Source organism: Blautia parvula, assembly GCF_020215665.1.
GTDB classification, from domain to species: Bacteria; Bacillota; Clostridia; order Lachnospirales; family Lachnospiraceae; genus Blautia; species Blautia celeris.
Window position 1 is genome coordinate 1,610,256 of sequence record NZ_CP084061.1, and the last position, 24,060, is coordinate 1,634,315.

Sequence of the window (24,060 nt, forward strand, 5' to 3'; positions counted from 1 at the left end):
TTATCTTCCATTAATAGAATCTGCTAATTTCTTCGCTTCTTCCCTGCATTTTGCCATTACTTCCGCTTCATCCGCCACTAAGACTTCCCTGTCTTTCATAAGGATCTTTCCGTTGCAGACTGTGGTATTTACCTGTCTTCCGCTCATGCCGAACAGTACATGGCTGTTGATATTTCCTGCGTGCATAGGGGTGAGCGGATCGTAATCCATAACGATCACATCTGCTGCTGCGCCCTCTTTCAGCACGCCCAGGTCTTTCTTAAAATAGCGTCCCGCGATTTGCGCATTGCCTTCAAAGAGCATTTTGGGAACCTCTCCCCATGCTGCGTTGGGGTCGCAGAGGTGATGTTTGTGAAGGACATTTGCCACCTTGTAGGACTCCAGCATATCATGGGTATAGCCGTCTGTGCCAAGGCCGGTCAGGATTCCCTTCTCCACGATTTTCATAGTTGGCGGGCATCCGCAGGCATTTCCCATGTTGGATTCCGGGTTATGTACGACCATGGTGTCCGTCTCTTTTAAGAGATCCATCTCATGCTCATTGATATAAATGCAGTGCCCGAGAAGTGTCTTCTCTCCCAGAATGCCGCAGTCCATCAGACGGTCCACGATTCTCTTTCCGTAGTGTTTCAGGCAGTGATGCAGGTCCTCGATTCCCTCTGCCACATGGATGTGATAACCGACCCCGTCCGGCTTATGAGCTGCTGCCATCTCCATGGTCTCATTGGAGATGGTGAAGGATGCGTGCATACCCATCATGCCTGCGATCATATCGCTGTCATCTGCCAGAGCATAGCGTGCAAACCTCTCATTTTCCAGTACGGATTCACGGGCCTTTTCCATCCCGTCCCTGTCTGAGATCTCATAACAGAGGCAGGTGCGGATTCCCAGGTCTTTTGCCGCCTCACTGATGGTAAACAGACTGTCAGGTATCCGACAGAAACTGGCATGATGGTCAAATACGGTGGTCACACCATTTTTAATACTATCCAGATATGTGGCATAAGCACTGTATTTTGTCCCCTCCAAGGTCAGATGGCGGTCAATGGTCCACCACATGCCGTCCAGGATATCCAGAAAACCGTGGGGATCATAACCGTCAATGGACAGGCCCCTGGCAAACGCGCTGTAAATATGCTCATGAGCATTGATAAATGCCGGCATGATCACACCGCCCTTTGCATCCACATATTCAGCATCGGGAAATTCCTTTTTAAGCTCAGCTTCTTCCCCTGCCTTTTTCACCACATTGCCGTCCAGAACTACTGCCCCGTGTTCAAAAAAAGGCGCCTGGTCATCTCTTGTCACAAGTCTTCCGTTCCCAATCATTAACATAGTTTTACCTCCTTGCGCATTCCATACTTGATAAGTATTCTGCATTTCCCATATTCATTAACTCTAGTTTATCATCACCGTGAAGTAATAGCAAGTGTTTTTCTAAAAATTTTTGAGGTATCACAAATTTTTTTGTATTTCTTTGTAAATCCTTATTTTTTCCGCAGAAAAGCCACCCCGGATCTCCTCTTACGGATATCCGTGATGGCTTTTTATCAGTCTCTCTGGAGCATAAAATTTACCATGGCTGATGCCAGAAGTTTTCCTGTCTTCTCAGAGCGGCATTCTGTATGTATATTGGCCAGATGTTTTCCGATCCTGTCTGCTTTTGCCGTCACCAGAAGTGCGTCTTCCCTGGTTCCGGGAAGCAGGTAATTGATATTCAGATTGATGGTGGGTGTCACTGCACATCCGGTCAAATTGCGTGTAAGCGCACCGCTGGTGGTATCCACAGCCGCAGCTATGAGCCCTCCGTGCATGGTGGACATGTGGTTCAGCTCCCACTCCTGCACCGGATAGCGCAGAGTCAGGGAACGCTCGGCCGCACTGCAGGAATGAAACTCCAGACCCATCCGGCAGTATAGATGTTCCGGATTCTTTGGGTACATTTTTTCTATATCGTGCTGAATTTCTGTCTCCATTTTCTTCTGCTTTTCTTCTGTTGTCATATTACTGTTTATCCTTTCTTTTCCAGCAGCAGTTCTTCCAGCCTGACAAGAGGAACTGCCGGGCTGTACAGATATCCCTGGTACAGACAGCACCCCATGCTTTCCAAAAGGCTGCGAATCTCCTCTGTCTCCACATATTCGGCCATCACCACAAAATCCAGGTTCCTGCCGAGAGAGATGATGGAAGATACGATTTCCTGATTTCTTTTGTTCTCCACTATGCCTCTGACCAGACCGCCGTCCAGCTTGATGGCATAAAAACTGTTGTGCTGCAGGTATTTCAGGCTGGTCCGGCCCATGCTGAAGTCATCCACAGCAGCCAGGATACCTGCTGCCTTCAGCCTGCTGATGTGATAGGGAATCTCCTCCATTTTATCCACAGCAGATTCCTCTGTGATCTCCAGACAGTAATGTCCCGCCACGCCGTATGTCTCTGCCATTCGTATGACCTTCTCCACAAACCGCGGTGAGTTAAGCTGTTCTGCCGTTATATTGGCTGAAATGGTGACAGGTTCGCCAAGATTCAGAAGTCTGCTGCATGCCTTCATGGAAGTCTCTATGACACACTCCGTCAGCCGGTCAAAAAAACCGTCCTCCTGTGCAAGCGCCACAGCCAGAGGAGGGTAAACCGCCTCATCCATATAGCGCCAGCGCAGAAGCGCTTCTGCCCCTGCCATCCTGTTTCGGCAGTCATACTGGGGCTGGTATCCCATGGTCAGATTCTTCTCCTCCACATCAATGCGGAGCTGGGATGCCATATTTCTTGCCAGGATTCCCATACTGTCCCGGCGTTCCAGAAGGCTTACAGCCGCACCGGCTTCCTGATGCTCCTTCAGATACTCCGTTAACTCTTGCTGCAGCATTTCTGCCTGAAGCTTCCGCACCTGTTCGGAGACTTTTACAAAAGGCGTATAGATGGCTGTTCCGACAAACACGATCACCGCCTGCACCGCCGCACCCCGCCAGGAACCGGAGGACAGATATCCGCTGAAGAATACCGGTGTGGTCCAGGTCACAGTCTCTCCCAAAAGAGGCAGGAAACCGCTCACTGCAGCCCCGTAAGCGATCAGCAGGGAACACAGGGGTGTCAATATAAACGGAATGACCATGATCGGATTCAATACGATCGGGAGTCCGTACACGAGAATTTCATTGATGTTAAAAAAGACTGCCGGGGCTGCGGAACGGGCAAGCTGCCGGTTATCCCTGCTTCCGGCAAACAACAGCAGCGCTATCACAAGGCAGATGGAAGTACCACATCCGCCCATCAGCGCGAAATTGTCCAAAAAAGATTTTGATATGACAGCTCCTGAGACCGTATCATTTGGCACCAGATATGTCTGGGATACCTGTTCCAGGGCATTGCCACCGTGAATCCCAAAGGCCCACAGCAGGTCCAGCACCAGCACATAAAGTACACCCGCCCCCAGACCGTCATTTACATTGTGAAACAGATTTACAATAAAATTTGTGATCAGGTCATTCAGATTATCCGCCTTAAACACTGTTTTGATCAGCAGGTTCAGCGCCACAAAAAGGAGTGTGCAGAACAAAAGCGGATAAATAGCGGAAAGGGAATTGCGGTAATCCACATCTGACCCGGCAGAACGAAACCGGAATGCCGGGGACAGCTTTTCACAGAAAAAATAAAAGATCCTGGTCGCCGCAATGGCGGCAAACATGGCCGTAAAAACTCCAACCGGCCCCAGATCGCTTAATTCCATGGAGCCGCTGGCAGCGCCAAAGGACACGGCAAAGCAGATGGCAGAGACCACCATTGCCATGACCTGAAGGAACTGGTCCCTGTCTTTCATGGTCGCTGCATAATAATAACTGATACTCATCACAAGGTAAATGGACATAAAACCAACGGTGGCATCAAAGAGAAAACTCAGTATCTGATGCAGGACACCCCCTGCCCATTTCTCAATAAACGTCTGAAACGCAGGCACCGGAAAACTTCTGAAAAGCAGGGCAAAAGCCCCCACCAGCAGGGCGGGAATCAGAAGCGTAAACCCCTTCCGGACGGAGGAGATGATGCTGTTAATCTCTATTCTGTAGATTATCCTCAATACTTTTCCATACATAACCGGCCCCCTCTGTTACCCCGTATAAAACCGGGGACGAAACAATATTGCCATACATTTTATTTTACATGCCTTACTCGTCTTTTGCAATCTAAAATCTCTTTGTTTTCCTTACTTTCCCTTTTCCAAAATATACCAGAAGCCGCCTTGTGACCATCAATACTCTACCTCAAGAAGCGTCAGCCCCTGGGCGGGCGCTGTAAATCCGGCCGCACCTCTGTCACAGGCTGACAAAATCCCTTTCATTTCCTCCGGCTTTCTGGTTCCTCTTCCTGCCTCGATCAGGGTACCTGTAAGAATCCGCACCATGTTGTAGAGAAATCCGTCTCCGGTGTATGTGATCCTCAGTTCATTCGGCAAAGATTCCACTCGTATACTGTATATAGTCCGTACTGTGGACTTTTTCATTTTCTTATTGGAGCAGAAGCTTTTAAAGTCATGGGTGCCTGTCAGCAGCTCTGCCGCTGCTTTTATGGCATCCACATCAAATTCCTCATGCAGGGGGCACTGGTATTTTCTCTCAAATACATTTTTGTGATGGCCTGTTGCTATTCTGTACTGATAGACTTTTTTCTTTGCCAGAAGGCGGCTGTGGAAGCGCTCCTGCACCTGGGTGACTTTATAAATTTCAATATCCTCCGGAAGATAGCGGTTCAGGTATGCGCAGATCTCCTCACAGTTTTTCTCTGTATCCATGTGCACATTAGCCACCTGGCCTTTTGCGTGTACGCCTGCATCTGTTCTTCCCGCGCCGTCGATCTGAACAGGTGCATCCAGCATCCTGGACAAGACTTCTTCGATTTTCCCCTGAATGGTATTGCCCGTTGTCTTCTGCCTCTGCCAGCCCTCATAGCGCGTTCCGTCATACTGTATATCCAGTCTGTAATTCATTTTCCATCCCTCTTTCCGAATAAAGTTTCCTTTCGTATCTGTCTATTCTATCAGACATCCCATCCGGCGAAAAGAGATATTTTTCGATTTTGCCTATTGACAAATCCGCTTTCACCAACTATAGTGATAAACATAAAATAAATCATGTAACAGCGAAACCGTAGAATAAGAGTAGTAGATATCCAGGTTTTATTGATAACGGCAGGTCATGCTGCCGGCAGAGAGTCTTAAAGTGGTGGGATTAAGATAATAAAACGGATGTTGAATGGACTTATGAGGTCGGGAAGAAAGGAATTTTCTGAGTAATGCCCGACGGGATGTTCACCCGTTATCAAGGAACCGTGTATGAAAGTACATGAACAGAGTGGATGATTGATTCATCAAGCCGGGTGGTACCGCAGAAGACTGTATAACAAGCTTCTGTCCCTGCAGAAATTGCAGAGACAGGGGCTTTTTTTATTGCCGCTGTACCCCAAACTTCATCTCCGGGATTCGCGCCATAAGAAAGGAGAACACAATTATGAAAAAAATTCCGCACAGAGTATATTTAACCGAGGAGCAGATGCCTAAGCAGTGGTATAACCTGAGGGCAGACATGAAGGACCTTCCCGACCCTCTTTTAAACCCGGGCACAGGCAGACCGATCACCGAGGAGGAACTCTATCCCGTATTCTGTGAAAAACTGGCACATCAGGAACTGGACAATACGACACGTTACATTGACATCCCGGAAGAGGTCCAGGACTTTTATAAAATGTACCGCCCCTCCCCTCTCATCCGCGCCTACAATCTGGAGAAATATCTGGACACACCAGCTAAGATTTATTATAAATTCGAGGGCAATAACACCTCCGGAAGCCACAAGTTAAACTCCGCTGTAGCTCAGGCATATTACGCAAAAGAACAGGGATTAAAGGGCCTGACAACAGAGACAGGCGCCGGTCAGTGGGGAACCGCCCTGGCAGAAGCGTGCTCCTTCTACCATCTGCCTCTGATCGTCTATATGGTAAAATGCTCCTACGAGCAGAAACCATTCCGCAAGTCCGTGATCCACACCTTTGATGCGGAGATCGTTCCAAGCCCCAGCGAGACCACAGAGATCGGCCGTAAAATCCTGGCTGAAAATCCCGGCACTTCAGGCAGCCTGGGCTGTGCCATCTCCGAAGCTGTGGAAAAAGCGGTTTCCACGGACGGCTATAAATACGTGCTGGGTTCTGTGCTGAACCAAGTGCTGCTCCACCAGTCCATCATCGGCCTGGAGTCCAAGACAGCCATGGAACTGCTGGATGAGTACCCGGACGTTGTGGTGGGATGCGCAGGCGGCGGCTCCAATCTGGGCGGCCTGATCTCACCATTTATGCAGGATAAACTCACAGGAAAGGCTGACCCGCGCATCGTGGCAGTGGAACCGGCTTCCTGTCCGTCCCTTACCCGCGGAAAATACGCCTACGATTTCTGTGATACCGGAAAGGTGACGCCGCTTGCCAGAATGTACACTCTGGGCTGTGACTTCATCCCATCCGCAAACCATGCAGGCGGTCTGCGTTACCACGGCATGTCCCCTATCCTCTCCAAGCTGTATCATGACGGCTATATGGAGGCCATTTCCGTAGAACAGACAAAAGTATTTGAGGCAGCCACCATGTTTGCGAAACAGGAGACCATCCTGCCTGCACCTGAGTCCGCACATGCCATCTATGGTGCCGTACAGGAGGCTCTGAAATGCAAAGAATCCGGGGAAGCCAAAACGATTCTCTTCGGCCTGACAGGAACCGGATATTTCGATATGTATGCGTATCAGTCCTATATGGACGGAACAATGAAAGATTATATTCCTACGGATGCGGAGCTGGAAAAGAGTTTTGCAAGACTGCCTAAAATACCTGGAATCCAGGAATAAGAGCAAATACAAAAGCCCGTTTTTCAGATTTTCAGTCTGAAAAAGCGGGCTTTTACTATGGATTGTATTCCTGTCAGGCACTCACATCTGACTCTTCCAACCGCACAGCAGGCATACCTTCATCCACAGGCAGTTTTTTCAGAAATGACGCTACCAGAGGAAGAGAGATAGCAAAGGTCAGGACATCCGCCACTGCCTGCGCGATCTGGACTCCTCTCAGCCCCATCACTGCCGGCAGTATGAGAATGAGGGGAATAAAGCAGATCCCGCTCCTGAGCGCAGAGAGAAGGGATGCTTTTTTACTCTCGCCCACACTCTGCAGCATCATGTTGGTACAGACAGAAAGAGGCTGGAAGAAGAAAGCAATGCACTGACATCGAAGGGCAAAGACACCGATGGCGATTACCTGCGGGTCATCCCGGAACACCCCGATGATGCCGGAGGATACGAAAAGGCAGATAATCGCAAAGCTTCCAAGCATGACCTCCCCTGAGCCTGCCGTAAACCAGAACCCCTTCTTTACACGGGAATATTTCCCGGCGCCGTAATTAAATGCCGCCACCGGCTGAAATCCCTGACCCAGACCCAGCCCTACTGAGAATACCAGCATGCAGATCCTGTTCACAATACTCATAGCCGCCACTGCCGCGTCTCCATACACTGCTGCCTGATGATTGAGGAGCATGGTGGACACACTGCCCAGCCCCTGCCGGATCAGACTTGGAAATCCTGTCGCAACGATCAGCCCCACCTCGTGGATATCCCTTGTCATAAGCCGTATGGACAATCTGCTCTGGGTCTTCTTCGCCACAAACATATAGAGAAGGATAAAAAAGCTGATCATCTGGGATAGGGCTGTGGCAAGCCCGGCGCCCAATACCCCCATATTCAGGCCGAACATAAGGATCGGGTCACCTATCATATTCAGAATGCCGCCTGTTGTCAGTCCTATCATGGCATAAGCAGCCATGCCCTCGTATCGCAGAATATTGTTCAGCACACAGCTCCCCGTCATAAAAGGACCTGCCAGCAGAATAAAAAGTCCATACTGTTTGGCAAACGGCAGGATTGTCGGGGTACTTCCCAGTGCCCGCATAAACGGAGTTAAAAACGTAATCCCCACCGCGCCGATCAGTGTTCCCGTCAGAATAGACAGAAAAAAGCTGGTGGATGCAAATCTGCTTGCGCTCTCCCGGTCTCTTTTTCCAAGCTTTCTGGATATGATACTGCCTGCCCCGTGTCCGAACATAAACCCAAAAGCCTGCAGAATGGCCATCAGGCTGAACACCACTCCCACCGCCCCGCTGGCGCTGGTTCCTAAACGGCTGACAAAATATGTGTCTGCCGTGTTATAGATATTGGTGATCAGCATACTTATAATAGTAGGAATGCCCAGACGCACGATCAGGTTGGATACCGGCGTCTGCGTCATCTTCTCATATTGTTTTCGTTCCCGCTCCTCCGCTGTGATTTCCGATGCTGTCATAATCTTTCTTTCTCCCCCTCTCTCATTACAAGTACCGCCAGACTTTCCACCATATACCGAAAACTGGTACTGCTGTCCGGATTTTCATAGGTAAGATACCCTTCCTGTTCCAAAGAGACAAAGCCGTGAAGGGCACTCCGTATGGTTCGCTGAAGGTTCACTGTCTTTTCGTGGTCTTTTACCTCCCTGCCGATGAGCACCAGGAAAGGATGGATGATCCGCTGGATGGCATGTTTCAGCTCCTCATTTTCGGAGGTGCGCATCTCTATGATGGCCTGGTAGAGTTCCGGGCTTTCCATGGCGAATTTACGGTAAGCATCCGCCATGATACCCAGCGCCTCTGTAAAATCAGAATATGTATATGCCTGTTTCAGGGCTTTTTCCAATTCTGTTATACCGTGCATGCCAACTGCCGTGTTGACCTCCTCAATGCCATTTACATGATTATAGAGAGAGGCCGGCTGCACGCCCAGACGAGCTGCCAGCTCACGCATGGAAAAATTCCGGTATCCCTTCTCTTCCACCAGTTCTATGGCTGCCTCCATGATCACTTCCGCATTCAATCCTCTTCTTCCCATGACGGTCTCCTTTTTCCGGACAAAATTGATATGCCGCGTGCGGTATTTTCCATTGCGGCAAAAAACTAACACCGTTCGTATAATCTATATTATATACGAACGGTGTTAGTTTTGTCAAATATACTTAGTCAAAGGCTGCCTCTGCCGCATTTTTCATCAATTGTTCCATATCGCTGTAGGTAATATGAAAATACTCTTTTAAAAGTTCCAGCTCCTTCGTTATCGTCGTGCCGCTCACGGTCCTGTTATCCGTGTTCACCGTAACGGGAATCCCGGCTTCCATAAACTCCAGGATCGGGTAATCCTTCAGGCTGTCCACAGCTTTTGTCTGCAGATTGCTGGTGGGACACATTTCAAGAGGAATCCTCCGCTGTGCACACAGTGCCTTCAGATTCTTATTCTTCCTGACCGCGATTCCATGGCCTATCCTGTCAGCTCCCAGTTCAATGGCGTCCCACACGCTCTGCGCGCTGCCACACTCGCCTGCATGGATCGTAAAGGGCATACCCAGTCTCTTTGCTTTCCGGAACATTTCCGCCTGGGTCTTTACCGGAAATGCAGCTTCATCCCCGGCCAGATCAACGGCAGCCACGCCCCGGCCCAGATACTCTCTTGCTGTTTCTACCAGCTCCACGTTTTTTTCCGCCGGCATATGACGCATACCGCAGAGGATCAGATTTCCGCCTACACCATACTTTTCCCGGCCTTCCCGCAGACCATCCAGAGCTCCTTCAATGATCTCCCTGCATGTAAGTCCCTCCCGCACGGACAGAAGCGGCGCAAAACGAATCTCCATGTATACCACATTCTCCTTTGCCCCATCTCCTAAAAGCTGGGACACAGCCATGCGGAAACTATCCCGGTCCGCCAGACAGGACAGGGGCAGGTCGAACTTTTCCAGATATTCTTTCAGGCTTTTGCAGTCCGGCTGTACCTGAAGAAGATCCATAAGCTTTTCCCCTGCAGGAATGTCCACCCCGGCACCGGATGCCAGTTTTCTTATGACTGCCTCCGATAGGGAGCCGTCCAGGTGGCAGTGCAGGTCATATTTTTTCAGTTCCTCAATGGCATTCATCTGCATTCCTCCATATAATTCCGGGATATCCGAATCGTTCCTTCTGGCATGGGTATACCGAAATTCTCCGCCACACAGGCGCCGACTGCCGCAAAGGAATCCGCCTGGGGCAGCGCTTTTCCTTCCTGTATGGACGGCGAATACAGCAAAAACGGCACCTGCTCTCTTGTGTGGTCTGTCCCCTGGTAAGTAGGGTCATTTCCATGGTCCGCCGTGATGATGAGCATATCGTCTTCCCTCATGGCGTCCAGAAAAACTCCCAGCTTTTCATCAAAACGTTCCAGCTCCCCGGCATATCCTTCCGGATCCCTTCTGTGCCCCCAAAGGGCATCAAAATCTACCAGATTCACAAAACACAGCCCGTGAAAATCATCCTCCTCTGCCTCCCGGATGGTCTGTTCCATGCCGTGGACAGAGCTCTTTGATTTCAGCGCTTTTGTGATTCCTTCTCCGGCGAAGATATCATTGATCTTGCCAATGGAGATCACATCCAGCCCCGCATCCTTCAGGGCATTCAGCACGGTTTTCCCAAAGGGTTTGACCGCGTAGTCATGGCGGTTGCTGGTCCGTCTGAACTCTCCCTTCTTTCTGCCCACATAAGGTCTCGCAATGACTCTTCCCACCTTCCACTCATCTTTCATGGTAAGCTCCCTTGCGATCTCACAGCACCGGTACAGCTCCTCCAGGCCGAAAGTCTCCTCATTGCCGCAGATCTGCAGTACAGAATCCGCGGAGGTGTAGACGATCATATGTCCGGTGGCAATTTCCTCCTCACCAAGTTCATCCAAAATCTCTGTGCCGCTGGCGCTCTTATTGCCGATCACCTTATGCCCGGTTCGTCTTTCCAGCTCCGCGATCAGTTCAGGTGGAAATCCTGTCTCAGTGAACGTGATAAAAGGCTTTTCTGTCTTTAGGCCCATCATCTCCCAGTGGCCTGTCATGGTGTCCTTTCCCCTGCTGGTCTCATTGAGTTTTGTGTAATATGCCAGAGGATGTTTTACAGGTTCTATTCCCTCCAGCGGGTGAAGATTGGCAATTCCCAGCTTCTGCATATTGGGAACAGAAAATCCCTTCACATGCGAGGCAATGTGCCCAAGAGTATCTGCCCCTGCATCACCAAACTGCTCCGCATCCACGGCACCGCCCACCCCCAGGGAATCTATAACGATCACAAACACTCTTCTGAATCTTTCTTTACTTTCCATCTGCTACCTCTTTTCTGTTATGCCATATTTTCCGCTCCGGATCACTTTTTTTCCTTTCGGATCAGTTCCCGGACTGCTTCCACTGCCACCTGTATGGCGCCCTCCGTATCGTGTACGACAGGATTCGGCAGATCCTTTTTCGCCCGCTCCTGGTTAGCCACCACCAGAAAAACGCTGCCTGCCCGGACTTTCAGATAACTGGCTACAATGAAAATAGCTGCGGATTCCATCTCCGATGCTTTACAGCCCAGTTTCAGCCATGCATCCCATTTGTTCAGCAGTTCATAGCCCACCGGTTTCGTCTCCGGGGAATGCTGTCCGAAAAAGGAATCCTTACACTGCACCACTCCCACATGGTAAGGCTTCTTCAGCGTTTCTGCTGCATTTACAAGGGCATTGGTCACACCAAAATCCGGTACTGCCGGGAACTCAATGGGCGCGTATTCCTTGCTGGTCCCCTCCATGCGGATGGCTCCGTTGGCAATGACGATATCGCCGCTTTTTACATCCAGATCCATGCCTCCGCAGGTTCCTATCCGGATAAATGTATCAGCGCCTGACATGACCAGTTCCTCCATGGCGATGGACGCAGAAGGGCCGCCGATGCCGGTGGATGTCACACTGACCATTTCCCCCTCCAGGGTACCCGTGTAGGTCACATACTCCCTGCTGTCCGCGATCAGCCTGGGATGGTCAAAATATTTCGCGATCTTTTCACAGCGCTTTGGGTCACCCGGCATGATGACATAACGCCCCACATCCCCTCTGCCAACCTGTGTGTGATATTGTTTTCCCTCTACTTCTGAATAATTTATCATATATTCATCCCTTTCCTGTAATTTACGTGGTTCATAGATTTATTATAACAAATCACAGGAAATAAAAAAGGTCATGTGTCTCTTTTTTACAAAAACCTGTTTTCATGTTACAATAACCTCAGGTTTCACTTCCCTGACGCCTGCCCACTCTGAAAACTCTGCTTCCACTGCGGACACTCACCAGGAGGTAAAAAAATGACATGGAACTTATTATTAATTTCATCTGTAATTCTGCTCTGTATTGTACTGCATCGGATTTCCGATAAGATCGGTGTACCCATGCTGCTGGCCTTTATCCTTCTCGGTATGGCTTTCGGAACAGACGGTATCGTAAAAATCTCTTTCGACAATTATCCGCTGGCGGAAAATATCTGCTCCACAGCACTGATCTTCATTATGTTCTACGGCGGTTTCGGCACCAACTGGAATGAGGCCAGACCTGTTGCCGTCAAATCTGTGTTCCTCTCCACTCTGGGAGTTGTGATCACCGCCGCCCTCACAGGTTTCTTCTGTTATTTTGTCCTGAAATTCAGCTTTCTGGACAGCATGCTCATAGGCTCTGTCATCAGCTCCACGGACGCGGCCTCTGTCTTCTCCATACTCCGTTCTAAAAATATGGGCCTCAAATACGGCACAGCCTCCATGCTGGAGCTGGAAAGCGGCAGCAATGACCCCTGTTCCTATATGCTGACAGCAGTGGTTCTCTCTGCCATGAGCGGTACGGCAAGCGCAGGCTCTGTCTTTTATATGATTTTTGCGCAGCTCTTCTTCGGTATTCTCTTTGGATGCCTCATTGCTTTTGCAGCCCGTTTTATCCTGCGGCATATCCGTTTTGATATTGCGGGATTTGATATGGCTTTTGTCATCGCGGCAGCGCTGCTCTCCTATGCACTGCCTTCCATGGCGGGCGGCAACGGATACTTAAGTGCCTATATGGTAGGAATCATTCTCGGCAATACCAAGATCAGGAACAAAAAATCACTGGTAAACTTCTTCGACGGTATCACAGGACTTATGCAGATGCTCATCTTCTTTCTCCTTGGTCTGCTGGCAACGCCCTCAAAGCTTCCCCATATTTTCCTTCCGGCACTGGCAATCGCCCTGTTTTTGACCCTGGCGGCACGGCCTCTGGCGGTCCTGGCCATACTGATGCCATTCAAATGCCGTCTCAATCAGCAGGCCCTTGTCTCCTTTGCAGGGCTCAGAGGTGCAGCGTCCATTGTTTTTGCCATTATGGCCACTGTGGATGAGGCTTATACCGGCTTTGATGTCTATCATATTGTATTTTGTATTGTACTGCTCTCCATCTTATTCCAGGGAAGTTTTCTCTCCCAGGCAGCGAAGAAACTGAATATGAGTGACACAGAGGCGGATGTCATGAAGACCTTCAGTGATTACTCTGAGGAAGTTGACCTGCAGTTTATCCGCATCCGCATAACAGAGACACACTCCTGGAGCCATACGGCTGTGAAGGACATTCCCCTTCCCCCGGACACTCTTTTTCTCATGCTTCTGCGGGGGGACAAGACCGTGATCCCAAGCGGAGAAACCATTTTTCTCCCCGGGGATACGGCTGTATTAAGCGCCCGCGGATATCAGGAACAGGAAGATCTGGAGCTGACGGAAATGCGGATAACCGCAAAAAGTCCCTGGATCGGTATTAAGATTTCCGACTTCTCTCCCTATCCCGGCGAACTGGTCATTATGATTCTGCGCGGGGAGGAAACGGTTGTTCCGAACGGGGACACAGTCATTATGGAAAATGACCTGCTTGTGATCTATTCCGTACCGGAATACCGGAAAAACCTGCCCGTAAAAGAATTACCTGCCGGATAAGGCAAAAGCAGCTCCGCGGTTTTATTTTCCGCAGAGCTGCTCTTTTTTACATATAAGATCTCCAGTATCCTACATGTCTTTCATTGATTTCCCTGATAATTTCCGGTTCTATCTTGAAGTTTCTTTCCATATCCATAAGACCGTTGATCTCCTGCTGTACATCTGTCACCTGTGTGTAGCAGAAGCCGCAGATATAAGGTACCTTCTTCACAGCAGTCGTGATCTCATCAAAACGCCGGATGAACTCCTCCCTGCTGTTCACTTTATTGCCGTATCCCCAGCCGCTGTCGTCATTGTTGAAGGCAATTCCGCCGTATTCACTGATCAGGACCGGCTGGCCTTTGTATTCGTATCCGTTTGCCATTGCGGATTTGCTGCTGCTGTGATACATCTCTGTACTCAGAATCTCTTCTTTATGTCCCGCATACCGGTCATAGAAAATATCGCCGCATTCTTCATAATCATGAAGCGTAATGATATCGGAAACTGTATGCTCCCAACCGTCATTGACTACCACCGGGCGGTATCCGTCCATGCTCTTTGTGAGATGGTAAACTGCCTCTGTAAAATGCTGTTGTTTTCTATCCACTTCCACCCTCTGGATTCCCCAGGATTCGTTAAACGGAGTCCAGGTGATGATAGACGGATGGTTGTAATTCTGACGCACAATGTCGATCCATTCCTTTGTGAACAGCTCCACGGCATAATCTGAAAATCCATAGGCAGCGGCAGCCTCACTCCACACCAACATGCCTTTAACATCACACCAGTACAGGAAACGCTCATCCTCGATCTTCTGATGTTTGCGCAGGCCGTTGTAACCAAGCGCATGAATCTTGTCGATATCTTCGATCAGCGCCTCCTCACTTGGCGGGGTCAGATGGGAATCCTTCCAGTATCCCTGGTCAAGAATGAGTCTCTGATACAGTGGTTTGCCGTTCAGCAGAATGTTTGGTCCATCAATGCGGATTTCCCGCATGCCAAAATAAGAACCCACCTCATCACAAACCTCTCCTTTATACCGAACGCGGAAAGTAATGTCATACAGATCAGGCTCCTCCGGTGACCAGGTTCTTACGCCCCAGACAAAGGCATTCTCCCCTGAACCGGAGACTTCCAGCACGGTTTTTGCGTGGGAAGCAGCCATGAAAACCGTTCCTTTTGCCACAAACATTCCGTCAAAACTGACTACCGCTTCCACCGAAAGCTCATCGCCGAAGCATTCCGCGGCGGCGGCTATTTCATACTCCAGCTCCACCGCATTGTCTGTGAGTACAGGTGTTATCTTTACGTGGTCCAGTCTGATCTCCGGCACGTATTCCATCCATACGGTTTTCCAGATGCCTGTTGTCTGCACATACCAGCAGGCAAAATTTTCTTTAATCCAGCGCTGTTTTCCTCTTGGCTGGCGGATGTCAGTGGAATCCTCCACCTTCACTACAAGCTCATTTTCCCCGTCACGCACAAGGTCTGTCACGTCAAAGGAAAAGCGGGAATATCCGCCTCTGTGACTGCCCGCAAAACTGCCGTTTACCCACACTTTTGTCAGGAAATCACTGCCTTCAAAATGCAGGAGAAGCCTTTTGCCGCAAAGCATTTCGCCATTTACCGCAAAGCTGCGTCTGTACCAGACATTTCCATGGATCTCCTCCTCGCCGATACCGCTCAAGTTGGTCTCGTAGGTAAAGGGAACCTGAATCTGTCTCTCTCCTTTAAACTTCTCATACCATGCCTCTTTTTCTCCGCGGTTTTCGTCATCGAATCCAAAATCCCATGTCCCGTTTAAATTCATCCAGTTGTCACGCACAAACTGGGGTCTCGGATAGTCTTTTTTGTAGCATTTCATTTCTGTTTGTCCTCCTTATAGGTAAATGTCAATTACTTTTCCTGTCATCCCTTGACGCCGGACATGGTGATGCCTTCCACGATCTGACGCTCAAACAGGATATAAATAAGAATAACAGGCACCGCTGCTATCATATTTGCTGTCATTGGTTTTACATAGTCCACCGTATAAGTTCCCGCAAAGGTCGGAATACCTATGGGAAGGGTGAACTTACTGCTGCTCATGGAACAGAGCAGGGGCCAGAGATAATTGTTCCAGCTTCCGATAAAGGCGAAAATACACACAGTTGAGATAACCGCCTTTGACAAGGGCAGCACCACTTTGAAGAATGCGGTCAGCTCTCCTCCCCCGTCAATCTGCACTGCCTCCAGAAGCTCGTTTGGCAGTCCTTTAAAAAAGGTCACCATTATGATCAGATTCATGGAACCCGCAATTGTGGGCAATACAAGGCCTGCGTAGGAATCAATGAGATTCAGGCCGTTTGCCGTGATAAAAAGAGGTACAATGGTTGCTTCCCCCGGCACCATCAATCCCAGAAGAAAATAGAAATATAGCGCATTGCTCCCCTTAAATTTGATCTTTGCCAGAGCATACGCAGCCATGGCAGAAAGGATCACGGTCAGAACTGTAGTCAACACAGCGATAAATACACTGTTGAACAGCCATTTTGTAACATCCGAACCCAGAATAAGATCCGGGTAATTCTGGAATGTATACGGTGGTGTGAACCAGTCCAGTATACTATTGATCTGCTTTCCCTCTTTCTGGAAGGAAACTGCCAGAGACCACAGAATCGGCGTCATAAAGATCGCCGCCAGGATCACGGATATGATGGATAATACAATACTGCCCGGTTTTTTCTTTGCCTTAGAATTCATCAGCCTCTGCCCCCTTTCTCTCAATCGTCTTCTGCACAATAGTCAATACTACAAGTATCAGAAACAGTACATAGGACATGGCTGCCGCATACCCCATGTTGTTTTTCTTGAAGGCTGTCTCATATACGTACTGGATCAGCGGCCTTGTAGATCCTGCCGGCCCGCCTACTGTGATCATATAAATCTGTCCAAATACTTTGAAACAAGCAATGACCTGCAGAAGAACCACCAGATAAGTAGTCGGCTTCAAAAGCGGCAGTACGATGGAGAAAAGCTGCTGTCTCTTGGTTGCGCCGTCTATGGATGCGGCCTCATATATCTGGGGCGATATATCCTGAAGCGCAGACAGATACAGAAGCATGGAAAATCCAACCGTCCACCAGATCGTCATGGCTGTGATGGCTGACCAGGCAAGACCGCTCTCGTTGAGCCACTGCAGCTCCCTGTCCGGGGGAAGGACCTTAATAAAATGCAGAAATCCGTTGATAAATCCCCGGTACGGCGTGAACATATATTTTGCTATAAATGCCGCAACAGACACAGACAGTACACTGGGAAGATAATAACAGATACGCAGGCCCTTCTTTAATTTGTTCGGCCGGTTGGCAAACAAGGCTAGAATCAGTGCCATAATCACCAGAAGGGGTGTGGTGATCAGTACGAAATACGTAGTGTGCCATAGGGCGTCCAGAAACTTTTTATCCCCCAGGAATTTTATGTAATTGTCAAGTCCCACGAACTTTACTTTTCCCATCAGAGACCATTTATGAAGGCTGACATAGACACCCTGAATCACCGGCCAAATGGTAAATACTGTATACAGGATAAAAAAGGGCAGTATGAATCCCAGTCCTGCCAGCAGGTTTTTTCGCTTTCTTTTTTTACTCACTTGATTTCCTCCTTACAGCTTCCCGCTCACGATAGTTTTGCTGTCTGCAAGGGAAAGGAGAGCCTTATGCTCCCCCTTCTCTGCCCTGCTTATTTACGGAAGATTCGTATCAAGTTCGTCGTAAAGCATACCGACTGCCTCTTCTGCGTCAGTATCACCTGACCACAGAGTATTCAGACTGTCAATCATACCTGACTTCATAGCATTAAATGTAGAAACCTTTGAGGGAAGAACTGCTGTCTCCAGAGCTTCCATGTAGCTGCTTCTGTAGGGCATATCCAGATATTCCTGGCTTTCCCTGACTGCATTGCTGGCAGGGATCTGACCTGAGCCTGCCCATGTAAGGCCGCCTTTTTCGGAAGCACTTACCATAAATTCCACTGCTGCCTTGCTGTCCTCCTCGCTTCTGTCTTTCTTAGTCGGAAGAATCAGTGTATGGGAGTCTGCCCAGCATGCATTCTTGTCAAACATCTGCGGATAAGGCATGGCACCGAAATTCAGGTTTTCTGTTTTCTCCAGGGCTCCGGTTCCCCATGTACCACCAATATAGATGCCGGCTTTTCCGCTCTGGAAAAACTGCTGGTGGTCATCAATTCCTTCTGCCACATAGCCCTTGTCATAGAGGCTCTTTACAAATTCCGCCGCCTTTACCGCAATGTCTTTATCCATGGTGACTTCACTGCCGTCTTCATTCACAAGAGGGGTTCCTCCCATCTGGAAGTAAGTCGCCCACCATACACGATATGGGTCATCACCATTATTTGTCAGAGAGATAACTGAGCCTCCCTCCGGGATAACCGCTTTGATCTTATCACAAACTGCGTAGAAATCGTCTTCACTGGCAATAGCAAGCTGGCCCTTGTCATTCAGCGCGACGCCTGCCTGGTCCAGGATATCTTTGTTGAAATACATGATCTCTGCATGGGTATCCAGCGGAACCGCGTAAATAGAGCCGTCAAAGGTTACAGATTCCAGGGATGTCTCGGAATACATGGTGCTCAGGTCCACGCCCAGTTCATCCAGATAATCGTCCAGAGGGGCAACCACACCCTGTTCTACCAGTTCCGGAAGGGATGATGCATGGGAAACACCAATATCAGGGCCTTTGCCTGCTGCCACTGCTGTCTGCAGCTTTGTATAGTAATCTGCCCATACCAGCATAATGGACTGTACCTGCTTTTCCGGGCCACCCTCATTGTATTCGCTTATCATCTTATCCATGAATTCCCCGTCGCCGCCGCTGAACAGAGACCAGAATACCAATTTATTTTTGTCTACAGCAACTGCTTCCGGATTGTTGACTGTTCCATCGTCGTTTACATCCGCTGAGGCCTCTTCACCCTGCTCTTCGGTTCCTTCTTCCTGAGAGGATTTTACCCCCCCCCTCGCTTTTTTCTGAATTTTCGCTTCCACAGCCGGAAAGGACTGCTGCTGCAGTTAATGTAAGTGCCAGGATCGATGCGATTGCTTTACGTTTCATACTTTCTCTTCCTCCTTGAAATTTGGTTTCTTATCCTTTTGTGACCGGTCATAAAAACAATATTACTGTTGGTTATTTCTTTGTAAGAGCCTCATTTAAAACAGTTTTATTGTTCTTTATGCATCTATAATACCGTCATTCCGTCAGTATGTCAAGTTTTATTTTGCTAATTTTTGTGTTTTTGACCATTTATAACAGTATTTCTATTTATATACAACAGTATTACTGTTCTATTAAGTATCTTTTTACTGTTTGTTTTCAGTATTTCTGTCATAACTGAGTGGGTGTGCTTCTTGTTCTCATAATTATTTGGCATGTGATGTCAAAACTGCAGGCTCCCGCAGTAAGCCAAAAGGTCCAAAGACAGAATTCCTCTGCTTATAATTTAAAAATATAATTTACAATAGGATTTTTCATATACCAGATCTGGTATAGATTTGTAAGACAGGGATGCCGCTGTCAGATTAAGCAGCATCCGCTCTCAGAATTTCGGTTATGTTATCAGGTCTCAGAAGCAGCGGATCAAATTTTATCCATTATATCCATAAATTCGGCAACGGAGCCGACATGTGCCGCCAGCTTCAAATACTTTAAAAGGACGTCCCGATTCCTCTCCCCCAGGATTTTATCTCTGAGTTCATCGGAAACAGGCCCCAGATCCTGCAGTAAGAACAGGACTGACTCAGACTTGCCTTCCGTTTTACCTTCCGCGCGCTCATCTCTCAATAACTCTTCCAGCAGCATGAATTTCTCCTCCATTTCCCGGCTGCTCTTGATTTTTATCATAGACTCCTGGATTTTTTTTATAAAATCATCCCGGTAATCCTGAGTGCTCTCAGGCAGATCAGCCTTAACAAATTTCAGAAACTTAACTAGATTTTCAGGTACTTCTTTCTCATTTTCCCCACAGGTGCTTAAAAATATGGTAACTCTCCCGTCCGAAACGGTTCTCTTTGTCTCTGCACAGACATTCTGAAGCGTATAGCGGTATTTCTTCAGGCCAAAGGGGTCAAAATCACAGATAAAGATCACATAAGCTGCGGGAGGCCGTTCATAATCCTCCCCTGTAAGCAGCAGCTCTATGTCCATCTGGCTGTGATAGTATCTGGCCCTTTTCTCCAGAAAAGACTTTTTTGCCACCTGCATTTCTACATTGTAATGTGTTCGGTTCTCATCTTTGGCTATGATGTCAAGTCGTATCCCCCGGTATTCCGGATGATAAATCATGCTTTTCTCTCTGCTGATTTCTACCTTTTCAATAGGAAAACCCACAGCCATCTCCAGAAAATCACGGCAGATTTCTTCATTTACCATAACTGCACCAAACATAAAATTGTCTTTGAACATCAGTTGTGCCAGTTTTCTGTTTTGATTCATAAACAACCTCCGCATAAGCAGAGGAATTCTGTTCTGATTATATCACATCAGGTTTGCAATTGCCATATTTAATTTTATATATTCGAATTTTCCTTTTGAGTCACTGCTCTTCCCAAACAGTAAGCAGGCAAGCCTGACGCCCATAAGGCAGGAGGTACTGTTTCCTCCGTGCCGGCCAATACGCTTGGCGCTGCACAGATCGGGAAGATTCTGCTCCATATGGCACCGACAGCCTGTACAACAGATTTGATTTAATACTCCACACTCATTACAATATCCTGCTCATAGTTTCCAAAAGACTTTCCAAACAGATTAAATCCGCCTATATACCTGGCGTCCTCCTTATTTCCTATCCGTACATCAATGTATGGCTTCTCCATGAGGAAGAGGTCCTCCAGTGTGGCTTCCGCTGCCTTGTTTCCATTGATAAAACAGCCGTCTCCAAGTATCTCCCAGGTCATGAGCATTCCGTACTGGGTAGAGCCGTCCGGCCATACGGCGGGATTCAGTCTGCCTCTTCTGCTTCCGAAATCGCCTGGGCATGTCCAGGTTCCGCAGTCCACACCGTTTATCCATACCGTGATATCTGATTTCCAGTCCTCCCTGTATCCCGGAGCCTCGGAACAGATTTCCATGGACAGGCTCAGGCTCTTGGCATGACGGTTCTTTGGCACTGCGTTTGCGAATTTGTATTCCACATAGCCGGCAGATGTCCAGAAAAGTCCGGCTCTTATTTTCTCCGGATCATAAAAGCTGTACTCGGTATCCTCCATACCGATGACGCCTTCCGGGGAGTACAGGCCGCAGGTGGGATGGACCTTGCAGCCCGTATAACTGCCGATGGGCATTTCCACACTGACGATCTCATTGACGTCCAGGTTCCGCCTGAGCAGACACATATTTACAAAATCAAATTTTCTGCTGCACACCTTCATGGTTCCCCTGCTGCCCGGCTGTTCCTCCATACGGATCAAATCCGCCTTCTCTAAAAGCTTCAGATGAAAGGCAGCACTGGACTGGGGAATGTCCAGCGCCTTTGCGATCTCTCCTATGATCATATTGTCAGAATAGAGAAGCTTCAGGATTTCCACACGCACAGGGGAAGATAAAGCCTTTCCCACGTCACAGAGCGTCTCCACATTCTCCATATCCAGCTCTCTTATTTTTGCCATAATTCACCAACCCGTTTCTTTTTCTGATACAGCCATATGCGGTATCTCCATAGATTTTGTTTTAGTATATCATCTTCTCCTGGCAGCAGCAAGAAAGTTTATGGCTGTATTCTCTTACCTTTTTTCTTTTTATCGGCTATGTATTTCACTTCCCGTCCCAAAAAGAACAGCGCCAGCAGATTCGGAATTGCCATCATACCGTTCAATGTATCGGACAGTTCCCATATAACACCCGGGGAAAGCATGCAGCCCGGCAGGGTCAGCAGAATATAACAGAACCGGTACGCTGCGGCGCCCTTTTCCTTACAGAGATAAGCAGCGGTCCGTTCTCCGAAGCAGGACCATCCCACAATGGTGGCAAAGGCAAACAGTACGGTGGCAGCGGCCAGAAACTGTTTTCCGAAAGGTATGGCCGTGGAAAATGCCATTCCCGTAAGTGTGGTGCCGTCAATATTCTCAATGCCTGCGGCCAGGTTCTGCAGACAGATTTCCGGCTGATAGACGCCGCTGACCAAAATAACAAGGGCTGTGACCGTGCAGACTAAAATCGTGTCTATGAAAATTTCCGCGATTCCCCACATTCCCTGGGTTTCCGGGTCTTTGACATCGGACTGCGCATGGGCGATCACCGAGGAACCAAGACCTGCCTCATTGGAAAAGATACCGCGGGCAACGCCCATCTGCAGCGCCCTGCTGATTCCGTATCCCGCTGCACCGCCCACTGCTGCCTTCACACGGAACGCCTCCCGGAATATGATACCGAATGCATCCGGTATCATCTCCTTATGGGCCCACAAAACCACCAGCGCCCCCAAAAGGTAAGCAGCCGCCATAACCGGGACCAGTTTCTCTGTGAGTGCTGCCACGCGCTTCAATCCTCCGTTCAGCACATAAGCGGTTGCCAGCATAGTCACAACACCTGTGAAAAAGGCCGGTATATGAAAGGCCTCCTCCAGGCCTTTTGCCATGGAATTCCCCTGTACCATGTTTCCCATGCCAAAAGAAGCGCCCAGGCAGCAGAGTGAAAAAATAACGGCCATCCATCTGCAGTGAAGCCCTTTGTCCATATAAACCATGGCTCCCCCCACCCAGCCGCCGTTTTCATCCCTGTAGCGGTAACGGATTCCCAGATAGTTCTCCGCGTAATTGGTCATCATTCCAAAGAATGCGGAAACCCACATCCAAAATATAGCGCCGGGTCCGCCGGCCATGAGCGCAGTTGCCACCCCCGTGATATTTCCGGTTCCCAAAGTTGCCGCCAGCGCAGTGCAGAAAGACTGAAACTGGGAGATGGAATGCTCCTCTTTTGTTTTTCTCACCTCTTCTTTTTTCAGCAGGGAACCCAGTGTGGTGCTAAACCATTCCTTTGCATGGGTGATCTGGAAAAATCTTGATTTTATGGTAAATCGTATGCCTGTTGCCAGAAAGAAAAACAGCATCCCCGGACTCCAGACAAATTCGTGAAGCGTGTGCAGAAAGTTTGACATGCAGGACCTGCCCAAAAAGATATTCATAGCAGTATATGAGAGTGCTGTCCGAACTATGAACAGCCGGAAAGAGCGGGAAGAGAAAAAGGCTGCTCCGGTCATCCCGAAACAGCCTTAAATACATATGTTTTACAGCGGAATTACTCGAAAGCTTTTCCTACAGAACCAAACAGTTCCATTTTCTCTTTGATAGTAGCACAGATAGCGTCAAAGCCCGGTTTTAATAATTTACGCGGGTCATAGCCTTTGCCCTGATTATCTTTTCCTGCTTCGATGTACTCACGTGTAGCAGCAGCGAAAGTAAGCTGGCACTCTGTGTTTACGTTGATCTTGGATACGCCAAGGTCGATGGCTTTTTTGATCATATCAGCCGGGATACCTGTACCGCCGTGCAGAACTAACGGCATCTCTCCTGTCAGTTTCTGGATGTCATCCAGAACGTCAAAACGAAGGCCAGCCCAGTTTTCCGGGTATTTTCCATGGATATTTCCAATACCTGCTGCCAGCATGTCCACACCCAGGTCAGCGATCATCTTGCATTCCTTCGGGTCTGCGCACTCGCCCATTCCCACAACGCCGTCTTCCTCGCCGCCGATGGAACCAACTTCAGCTTCCAGAGATAAGCCGAGGCCTTTGCAGACACCTGCTAACTCTTTTGTCTTCTCAACGTTCTCTTCGATGGGGTAATGAGAACCATCAAACATGATGGATGAGAATCCGGCTTTGATACATTTGTAGCATCCTTCATAAGTACCGTGATCCAAATGCAGAGCCACCGGAACAGTGATGTTCAGCTCTTCAATCATAGCCTTTGTCATTTCCGCAACGGTCTTGAAACCGGTCATGTATTTTCCGGCTCCCTCGGATACACCCAGGATGATCGGGGATTTGCACTCTTCTGCTGTTAACAGAGCTGCTTTTGTCCACTCCAGGTTGTTGATATTGAACTGTCCTACTGCATAGTGTCCTGCTTTTGCTTTTTTAAGCATTTCAGCTGCTGATACTAACATAAATATAACCTCCACTAATTGAAAATTCTCGCTTTTCCCATC

General features: G+C 48.7%; 19 protein-coding genes. 2 read left to right on the plus strand and 17 right to left on the minus strand.

The annotated features are described in order from the left end of the window. From ssnA to truA, 4 genes are all read right to left on the minus strand, one after another. Complete coding sequence (ssnA, locus tag LC508_RS07590; protein WP_033139761.1) at positions 1–1,335, minus strand: putative aminohydrolase SsnA; 1,335 nt, start codon at positions 1,333–1,335, stop codon at positions 1–3. Positions 1,336–1,550: 215 nt separating this feature from the next. After that, positions 1,551–2,003: a PaaI family thioesterase gene (locus LC508_RS07595; RefSeq protein ID WP_033139762.1), complete on the minus strand. Its 453-nt coding sequence runs from the start codon at positions 2,001–2,003 to the stop codon at positions 1,551–1,553. An 8-nt stretch (positions 2,004–2,011) separates the two neighbouring features. Next, complete coding sequence (locus LC508_RS07600) at positions 2,012–4,090, minus strand: PTS sugar transporter subunit IIC/EAL domain-containing protein (protein WP_103731286.1); 2,079 nt, start codon at positions 4,088–4,090, stop codon at positions 2,012–2,014. Positions 4,091–4,246: 156 nt separating this feature from the next. After that, on the minus strand, positions 4,247–4,981 hold the full coding sequence (truA, locus tag LC508_RS07605; protein ID WP_033139764.1) for a tRNA pseudouridine(38-40) synthase TruA: 735 nt from the start codon (positions 4,979–4,981) through the stop codon (positions 4,247–4,249). Between the two features lie 520 nt (positions 4,982–5,501). Between truA and LC508_RS07610 the strand changes: the two genes are divergently transcribed. Further along, complete coding sequence (locus tag LC508_RS07610) at positions 5,502–6,881, plus strand: TrpB-like pyridoxal phosphate-dependent enzyme (RefSeq protein ID WP_033139765.1); 1,380 nt, start codon at positions 5,502–5,504, stop codon at positions 6,879–6,881. Between the two features lie 73 nt (positions 6,882–6,954). Here the strand turns inward: LC508_RS07610 and LC508_RS07615 are convergent, their stop codons facing one another. From LC508_RS07615 to udp, 5 genes are all read right to left on the minus strand, one after another. Continuing rightward, a complete protein-coding gene (locus LC508_RS07615; RefSeq protein WP_103731285.1) occupies positions 6,955–8,367 on the minus strand; it encodes an MATE family efflux transporter in 1,413 nt (470 codons plus the stop codon). Further along, positions 8,364–8,945 carry a TetR/AcrR family transcriptional regulator gene (locus tag LC508_RS07620; protein ID WP_103731284.1) on the minus strand — a complete coding sequence of 194 codons (582 nt, stop codon included), beginning with the start codon at positions 8,943–8,945 and terminating at the stop codon, positions 8,364–8,366. The genes LC508_RS07615 and LC508_RS07620 overlap by 4 nt, the downstream gene beginning before the upstream one ends. A 124-nt stretch (positions 8,946–9,069) precedes the next feature. Beyond that, a complete protein-coding gene (gene add / locus LC508_RS07625; RefSeq protein ID WP_103731283.1) occupies positions 9,070–10,020 on the minus strand; it encodes an adenosine deaminase in 951 nt (316 codons plus the stop codon). Beyond that, entirely contained in the window at positions 10,017–11,225 is a 1,209-nt protein-coding gene (locus tag LC508_RS07630) for a phosphopentomutase (protein ID WP_033139770.1), read from the minus strand. The genes add and LC508_RS07630 overlap by 4 nt, the downstream gene beginning before the upstream one ends. A 41-nt stretch (positions 11,226–11,266) precedes the next feature. Beyond that, a complete protein-coding gene (udp, locus tag LC508_RS07635; protein ID WP_033139771.1) occupies positions 11,267–12,043 on the minus strand; it encodes a uridine phosphorylase in 777 nt (258 codons plus the stop codon). A 195-nt stretch (positions 12,044–12,238) separates the two neighbouring features. Here udp and LC508_RS07640 point away from each other — a divergent pair, with 195 nt between their 5' ends. After that, positions 12,239–13,879 (plus strand): potassium/proton antiporter, encoded by a 1,641-nt coding sequence (locus tag LC508_RS07640; protein ID WP_103731282.1) that lies wholly within the window; start codon positions 12,239–12,241, stop codon positions 13,877–13,879. 46 nt (positions 13,880–13,925) lie between these two features. On the opposite strand, the gene LC508_RS07645 is transcribed toward LC508_RS07640, so the two are convergent. The 8 genes from LC508_RS07645 to fba form a co-directional block, all read right to left on the minus strand. Next, positions 13,926–15,725: a glycoside hydrolase family 2 protein gene (locus LC508_RS07645; RefSeq protein ID WP_103731281.1), complete on the minus strand. Its 1,800-nt coding sequence runs from the start codon at positions 15,723–15,725 to the stop codon at positions 13,926–13,928. Positions 15,726–15,769: 44 nt separating this feature from the next. Beyond that, the gene (locus LC508_RS07650) at positions 15,770–16,603 is read right to left on the minus strand and encodes a carbohydrate ABC transporter permease (protein WP_033139774.1); all 834 of its coding nucleotides are present in this window, start codon (positions 16,601–16,603) and stop codon (positions 15,770–15,772) included. Further along, complete coding sequence (locus LC508_RS07655; RefSeq protein ID WP_033139775.1) at positions 16,593–17,492, minus strand: carbohydrate ABC transporter permease; 900 nt, start codon at positions 17,490–17,492, stop codon at positions 16,593–16,595. The genes LC508_RS07650 and LC508_RS07655 overlap by 11 nt, the downstream gene beginning before the upstream one ends. A gap of 93 nt (positions 17,493–17,585) precedes the next feature. Further along, positions 17,586–18,905: an ABC transporter substrate-binding protein gene (locus tag LC508_RS07660; protein WP_225305341.1), complete on the minus strand. Its 1,320-nt coding sequence runs from the start codon at positions 18,903–18,905 to the stop codon at positions 17,586–17,588. Positions 18,906–19,494: 589 nt separating this feature from the next. Further along, positions 19,495–20,349 (minus strand): Rpn family recombination-promoting nuclease/putative transposase, encoded by an 855-nt coding sequence (locus tag LC508_RS07665; RefSeq protein WP_054352873.1) that lies wholly within the window; start codon positions 20,347–20,349, stop codon positions 19,495–19,497. A gap of 251 nt (positions 20,350–20,600) precedes the next feature. Beyond that, positions 20,601–21,521, minus strand: coding sequence for an ArsR/SmtB family transcription factor (locus tag LC508_RS07670; RefSeq protein WP_033142781.1), 921 nt, complete (start codon positions 21,519–21,521; stop codon positions 20,601–20,603). A gap of 98 nt (positions 21,522–21,619) precedes the next feature. Continuing rightward, on the minus strand, positions 21,620–23,008 hold the full coding sequence (locus tag LC508_RS07675; protein WP_033142780.1) for an alanine/glycine:cation symporter family protein: 1,389 nt from the start codon (positions 23,006–23,008) through the stop codon (positions 21,620–21,622). 140 nt (positions 23,009–23,148) lie between these two features. Further along, positions 23,149–24,018: a class II fructose-1,6-bisphosphate aldolase gene (fba, locus tag LC508_RS07680; protein ID WP_033142779.1), complete on the minus strand. Its 870-nt coding sequence runs from the start codon at positions 24,016–24,018 to the stop codon at positions 23,149–23,151. Between the last annotated feature and the right edge of the window lie 42 nt (positions 24,019–24,060).

Bases quoted from the DNA above. Each gene is read 5' to 3' on its own strand.
- ssnA (WP_033139761.1), bottom strand. From the start codon at position 1,335: ATGTTAATGATTGGGAACGGAAGACTTGTGACAAGAGATGACCAGGCG.
- LC508_RS07595 (WP_033139762.1), bottom strand. From the start codon at position 2,003: ATGACAACAGAAGAAAAGCAGAAGAAAATGGAGACAGAAATTCAGCAC.
- LC508_RS07600 (WP_103731286.1), bottom strand. From the start codon at position 4,090: ATGTATGGAAAAGTATTGAGGATAATCTACAGAATAGAGATTAACAGC.
- truA (WP_033139764.1), bottom strand. From the start codon at position 4,981: ATGAATTACAGACTGGATATACAGTATGACGGAACGCGCTATGAGGGC.
- LC508_RS07610 (WP_033139765.1), top strand. From the start codon at position 5,502: ATGAAAAAAATTCCGCACAGAGTATATTTAACCGAGGAGCAGATGCCT.
- LC508_RS07615 (WP_103731285.1), bottom strand. From the start codon at position 8,367: ATGACAGCATCGGAAATCACAGCGGAGGAGCGGGAACGAAAACAATAT.
- LC508_RS07620 (WP_103731284.1), bottom strand. From the start codon at position 8,945: ATGGGAAGAAGAGGATTGAATGCGGAAGTGATCATGGAGGCAGCCATA.
- add (WP_103731283.1), bottom strand. From the start codon at position 10,020: ATGAATGCCATTGAGGAACTGAAAAAATATGACCTGCACTGCCACCTG.
- LC508_RS07630 (WP_033139770.1), bottom strand. From the start codon at position 11,225: ATGGAAAGTAAAGAAAGATTCAGAAGAGTGTTTGTGATCGTTATAGAT.
- udp (WP_033139771.1), bottom strand. From the start codon at position 12,043: ATGATAAATTATTCAGAAGTAGAGGGAAAACAATATCACACACAGGTT.
- LC508_RS07640 (WP_103731282.1), top strand. From the start codon at position 12,239: ATGACATGGAACTTATTATTAATTTCATCTGTAATTCTGCTCTGTATT.
- LC508_RS07645 (WP_103731281.1), bottom strand. From the start codon at position 15,725: ATGAAATGCTACAAAAAAGACTATCCGAGACCCCAGTTTGTGCGTGAC.
- LC508_RS07650 (WP_033139774.1), bottom strand. From the start codon at position 16,603: ATGAATTCTAAGGCAAAGAAAAAACCGGGCAGTATTGTATTATCCATC.
- LC508_RS07665 (WP_054352873.1), bottom strand. From the start codon at position 20,349: ATGAATCAAAACAGAAAACTGGCACAACTGATGTTCAAAGACAATTTT.
- LC508_RS07670 (WP_033142781.1), bottom strand. From the start codon at position 21,521: ATGGCAAAAATAAGAGAGCTGGATATGGAGAATGTGGAGACGCTCTGT.
- LC508_RS07675 (WP_033142780.1), bottom strand. From the start codon at position 23,008: ATGTCAAACTTTCTGCACACGCTTCACGAATTTGTCTGGAGTCCGGGG.
- fba (WP_033142779.1), bottom strand. From the start codon at position 24,018: ATGTTAGTATCAGCAGCTGAAATGCTTAAAAAAGCAAAAGCAGGACAC.